The organism is uncultured Veillonella sp., assembly GCF_934190855.1.
In the GTDB taxonomy this organism is placed as follows: Bacteria; Bacillota; Negativicutes; order Veillonellales; family Veillonellaceae; genus Veillonella.
Genome location: NZ_CAKPTN010000117.1, coordinates 1 through 5,120, shown reverse-complemented (window position 1 = coordinate 5,120; position 5,120 = coordinate 1). Strand labels below are relative to the sequence as shown.

The 5,120-nt window shown below is 39.8% G+C and carries 7 protein-coding genes; all 7 read left to right on the top strand.

Annotation, left to right across the window (positions count from 1 at the left end; translation table 11 throughout):
• Positions 1 to 215: endonuclease III (gene nth, locus Q0F90_RS07065; RefSeq protein ID WP_367113422.1), on the top strand; the 215-nt coding region annotated here is incomplete at its 5' end.
• A gap of 1 nt (position 216) precedes the next feature.
• Positions 217 to 1,656, top strand: a complete 1,440-nt coding sequence (locus Q0F90_RS07060; RefSeq protein WP_296004340.1) for a hypothetical protein — start codon at positions 217 to 219, stop codon at positions 1,654 to 1,656.
• A 110-nt stretch (positions 1,657 to 1,766) separates the two neighbouring features.
• Entirely contained in the window at positions 1,767 to 2,036 is a 270-nt protein-coding gene (locus Q0F90_RS07055; protein ID WP_295783904.1) for a YdbC family protein, read from the top strand.
• A 79-nt stretch (positions 2,037 to 2,115) separates the two neighbouring features.
• Positions 2,116 to 2,313, top strand: a complete 198-nt coding sequence (gene rpmE, locus Q0F90_RS07050; protein ID WP_004696185.1) for a 50S ribosomal protein L31 — start codon at positions 2,116 to 2,118, stop codon at positions 2,311 to 2,313.
• Positions 2,314 to 2,370: 57 nt separating this feature from the next.
• A complete protein-coding gene (locus Q0F90_RS07045; protein WP_043005962.1) occupies positions 2,371 to 3,276 on the top strand; it encodes a DUF1385 domain-containing protein in 906 nt (301 codons plus the stop codon).
• Between the two features lie 2 nt (positions 3,277 to 3,278).
• Positions 3,279 to 4,361, top strand: coding sequence for a peptide chain release factor 1 (gene prfA, locus Q0F90_RS07040; protein ID WP_296004339.1), 1,083 nt, complete (start codon positions 3,279 to 3,281; stop codon positions 4,359 to 4,361).
• Positions 4,354 to 5,120: peptide chain release factor N(5)-glutamine methyltransferase (gene prmC, locus Q0F90_RS07035; protein WP_296004338.1), on the top strand; the 767-nt coding region annotated here is incomplete at its 3' end. The genes prfA and prmC, both read left to right, overlap by 8 nt.

The following is a 5,120-nucleotide window of genomic DNA, read 5'->3' as shown; positions in this document are numbered from 1 at the left end:
CTCATGTATTCCGCGTATCAAATCGATTAAAACTAGGTATTGCAAAGACGCCAGAAGAGATGGAACTAAAATTGCAAAAGGCCATTCCAAAAGAGGATTGGGCTGCTGCACATCACTGGTTAATTTACCATGGTCGTAAATTATGTAAGGTTCGTAAGCCTTTATGTGAAGACTGTTTCTTAAATCATCTATGTCCTTCTGCAGGAAAGGTTTAATATGAAAGCAAATAATGAAGAATTTATTACCCTTTGTGCCACTCATGGTATTGAAGGCATCGATATTGTAAATGAATTAATGCGTTTTAATGTATTAGATCAATTGATTTCTAGCAATGCTAGCTCTCGTGAGTGGGGGGTAACACCAGAGGATCTATATGTATTGGCAGAAAAATCTACTGTTGAATCCTTTGGTCCAGTACCATACGATTTAAATACGTTCCAAGCTCTATATGGACCGTCTTTTAAAGTAGAACTCTTTGACTTCATTAGTGATACAGGCATCTTAGATGGCCTAGATGTAGGCACTATTTGGGAAACTCCTGTTCGTGAAAGCATTGAAGCCCATAGTAAAACAGGAGAGCTTGTTCTTTATGCTTATGTAGAAGAATACGCTGGCATGGTAGAGGAAATTCTTCAATCTTATGAAGATAAAAAGGTTGTTCTCTACACGGCATCTCCAGTATGCTATAGCATCTTATCTCGTCTATATCCGATGGCTCAAATCATTAATCATTGGCCTCATCGCAGCTACTTTGACCATATCTTTACAGGTACGGTTGGCATGTTCCAATCTTCTGAAGATATTGTAGAGGAAGTGGCTAATGGTTTGCATAACTTGGTACCAGAAGGGACTGCACAATTGTTCTTACCTGCAACGATGGTACAAAATCAATTGGGCTTAAACAATATGGCCTTACAATTCTTCTTGAACCAAAAACGAGTGGAAGCCATCCGTGAGTGGACTCCATTAGGGGCTTACGAAATCGTATATGGCAAATATGAAGTTAAAAAGATGCGCGTTGGTCTTCGTGAACGTGTAGGGGATGAGTGGAAAGCGATTAATTATATTCCATTACCTCATGGTGTATTTGCTCAATTACCGGTATTTTCCGTATTAAATTATGGTTTATCCTTACGTTCTATCTTATTGCCAGGTGGTCAAACTGATGTGGCATTAGGCCAAGATGGCATTTACTGTATCGATAGTCGTGTATCTGAATTAGGTCGTAATACTCTTGTTGAAAGCGGCGCTTACTTCCTTACTTTCAAACGTTATACAGATCATGTAGACGTAGATATTACAACAGAAGCACCTACAGATGATGTATACTGGATGTTCCCAGACGCAGAACTTGCTTATATGTGGTATGCGTATTTCTGCAGTACAATTGGTCAAACGTTGATTCAAGAAATCTCTATGCTCGTTCAAACAGAAGAGTCCTTCGGCTATATGCTTAGCAGTGTACGTCGTCGCGTATTAGATGTAAAAGACGAAGCCCAATTAATTGAATCTGTTCAAGCCGCAGATGAAGCGTATATTAAGGCTGTAACAGTAGCAACAGAGAGCTGGAAGGAAACTGTAGATGCATTAGGATCTCAAGTTATGCCTCCTACAACATCTATTGATATTGAAGATTACAGCGACTATAAAAACTAATTGTAAAACTTAAGCTTTTAGTTTAAAATATATCGTATCCTAAAAAATATGAACTACTAAATATAGTAGGTATGAAACATATTACACGTATGTGTAAGAAAGGAGGCACCATGGCTGTTATCAATTTTGAAATCTTCAAAGTGATCGGTACTTTGTCTGAAGATAAAGACGGTTGGAAAAAACAATTAACATGTACTAGCTGGGGCAAATATAATCCTAAGTTTGACCTTCGCGCTTGGGATAGCGAATATACAAGCATGAAAAAGGGTATTACTCTTTCTTTAGAGGAGCTTATTGCGTTGCGCGATATTCTAAACGAAAGTGACCTAGAGACGATTCTTGCTGAGGCTATTGAAGAAAAACAAGCATCCAAGGAATAGTATTGGCAACTTGCATTTGTACAAGTGTCATGCTATAATCTATAAGAATAATATTGATTGTCGGAAAGAGGTGTATAGAATGAAACAAGGTATTCATCCAGACTATAAAGAAGCTACAGTAACTTGCGGTTGTGGCAACACATTCAAAACTGGCTCTGTAAAAGAAGACCTTCGTGTAGACGTTTGCTCCAAATGCCATCCGTTCTTCACTGGTCAACAACGCGCAGCTCAAGCTCGTGGTCGTATTGAACAATTTAACAAACGTTACGGCAAATAATTTGTCATGTAATGTAGCATCTATTGGCAGGGCTATGGGCTCTGCCTCTATTTGTTTATGAGAGGAGCTCTTGTGAACACAGAACGTATTAAAAAGTTTGTCGGTGGACAAGCTGTGATCGAAGGTGTCATGATGAGGGGCCCTGGCTATACGGCAACAGCTGTACGTGAGCCAGCTGGTACCATTGTAGTGCAAAAAGAGGCTACAAAATCCATTGCTGACACATATCCAATTTTGAAAAAACCATTTCTTCGTGGCTGTGTAGCTCTCTATGAATCTCTAGTGATTGGCATGAAGGCATTGTCCTTCTCTGCCAAGGCCGCTGGTGATGAAGAGGAAGAAATGTCTAATAGTGAAATTGCCATTACCATGGTTATTTCCACCGTCTTTGCGATAGCTGTATTCTTGGCATTGCCAACATTTATCGTAAAATTTATTCCTGGTGTACAGGATAATCATGTAGTATTAAATCTCATTGAAGGTGTCATTCGGTTAGTGCTATTCTTGCTTTACATTTGGGGAATTGGCCTTACGAAGGATATTCAACGAGTTTTCCAATATCATGGGGCAGAGCATAAAACAATTCATACTTATGAATTAGATTTGCCTCTTACCGTAGAAAATGTTCGTCAACAAAGTCGCTTACATGCGCGATGCGGTACAAATTTCTTGCTCATCGTTATGGTGGTAAGTATCTTTGTATTTGCCTTCTTAGGTTGGCCTAATTTATTAGAACGTATTCTGAGCCGCGTACTGCTTATGCCTGTAGTGGCAGGTATTGCGTACGAGGTCATTCGTCTTGCTGGACGCAGTGAGCATTCCTTTGTGAAAGCCATCATTAAACCAGGTCTTGTATTGCAATACATGACAACTCGTGAGCCAGAAGATGATCAAATTGAAGTAGCTATACGTGCTCTTGAAGAGGTTCGTCCTCCAGAGAGCGATGCATATGAAGAGGAATAAACATGTTAGTAGATAAATTACAAGTTATTGAAGATAAATTTATGGACCTTGAGCAGCGCATCAGTGACCCTGAGATTATTGCTCGCCAAGATGAATGGCGTAAATTGACACGTCAACATTCTCAATTATCTGAAACAGTTGAAACATTCCGTAATTATAAAAAAGTATTAGCTGGCATTGATGAGGCTATGGAAGTTATCGAAGATAAATCCATGGATGAAGAATTCCGCGAAATGGCTCAAGAGGAATTGAAAGAATTAAAACCTCAAAAAGAGGAATTAGAAGCGCAATTGCAAATCCTTTTATTGCCTAAGGATCCTAATGACGACAAAAATATTATCATTGAGATCCGCGGTGGTGCCGGCGGCGACGAAGCAGCATTATTCGCAGGCGATTTGTTCCGTATGTACACAAAATATGCGGAAAGCCAAGGGTGGCGTTGTGAGATTATCGATGCTAATGAACCTGAACTAGGTGGCTTTAAAGAGGTTGTTTTCTCTGTAGAGGGCGAGAATGTATACTCTAAGATGAAATTTGAATCTGGTGTACATCGCGTACAACGTGTACCTGCTACAGAAACACAAGGTCGTGTACATACGTCTACCGTTACAGTAGCTGTATTACCAGAGATGGAAGATGTTGATATTGAAGTTAATGAAAAAGATTTAAAAATCGACACTTACCGTGCGAGTGGTGCAGGTGGTCAGCATATCAATAAAACTGAATCTGCTGTTCGTATTACTCACTTACCAACTGGTATTGTTGTAGCCTGCCAAGACCAACGTTCTCAGCTTAAAAATAAAGACAAAGCGATGCGTGTATTGCGTGCTAAATTGCAAGACCAAGCTGAACAAGAGGCACAAGCTAGTATGGCGGCTGATCGTAAGAGCCAAGTTGGTACAGGTGACCGTAGTGAACGTATTCGTACGTACAACTACCCACAAGGTCGCGTAACAGATCACCGTATTAACTTAACACTTTATAAATTAGACGCTGTATTGAATGGCGACTTAGATGAAGTAATTCAAGCCTTAAATGCTGCTGACCAAGCGGCAAAAATGCAGGAGGCTAACACAAATGCATAAGGAGATTTGGACAATCGGTCGTATTCTCCAGTGGACAGAGCAGTACTTTCAAAGCAAGGAGATGGATACACCTCGACTTGATGGGGAAGTACTGCTTTCTCACGTTTTAGGTAAAGATCGTATTTATCTATATACACACTATGACCAACCTTTAATTCAAGAGGAGCTAGATGCTTTTAGACCACTTGTACAACGACGAGCTAAGGGTTATAGTGTAGCATCTATTACGGGGCAAAAGGACTTTATGGGCCTTACCTTTAAGGTTAACGATAAAGTTTTAATTCCACGACCTGATACGGAAACATTAATTGAACATGTACTAGATACGTATCCTGAAGATAGTAATATACGTATTCTTGATGTCTGTACTGGTCCAGGGACGATATTGCTAAGTTTATTACATTATTTACCAAATGCTGTAGGTGTAGGTTTAGATATTTCTACCGATGCTTTGCCGTTGGCTCGAGAGAATGCAGATTCCTTTAACTTAACGGAACGAGTTGAATTTAATGAATCTGATATGCTCGCTGCTTTGCGTGGAAAGAATGAGAAATTTGATCTCATTGTTTCTAATCCTCCATATATTCGTACCGGTGATGCAAAGATGTTGTCTCAAGATGTTTTAAATGAGCCTCATATTGCGTTATTTGGCGGGGAAGATGGACTTGTATTCTATCGTATTCTCGCTAAAGAATGTGGTGCTTATTTAGAAACGAATGGTCGTGTAGCCTTTGAAGTAGGCTATGACCAAGCTGAGGC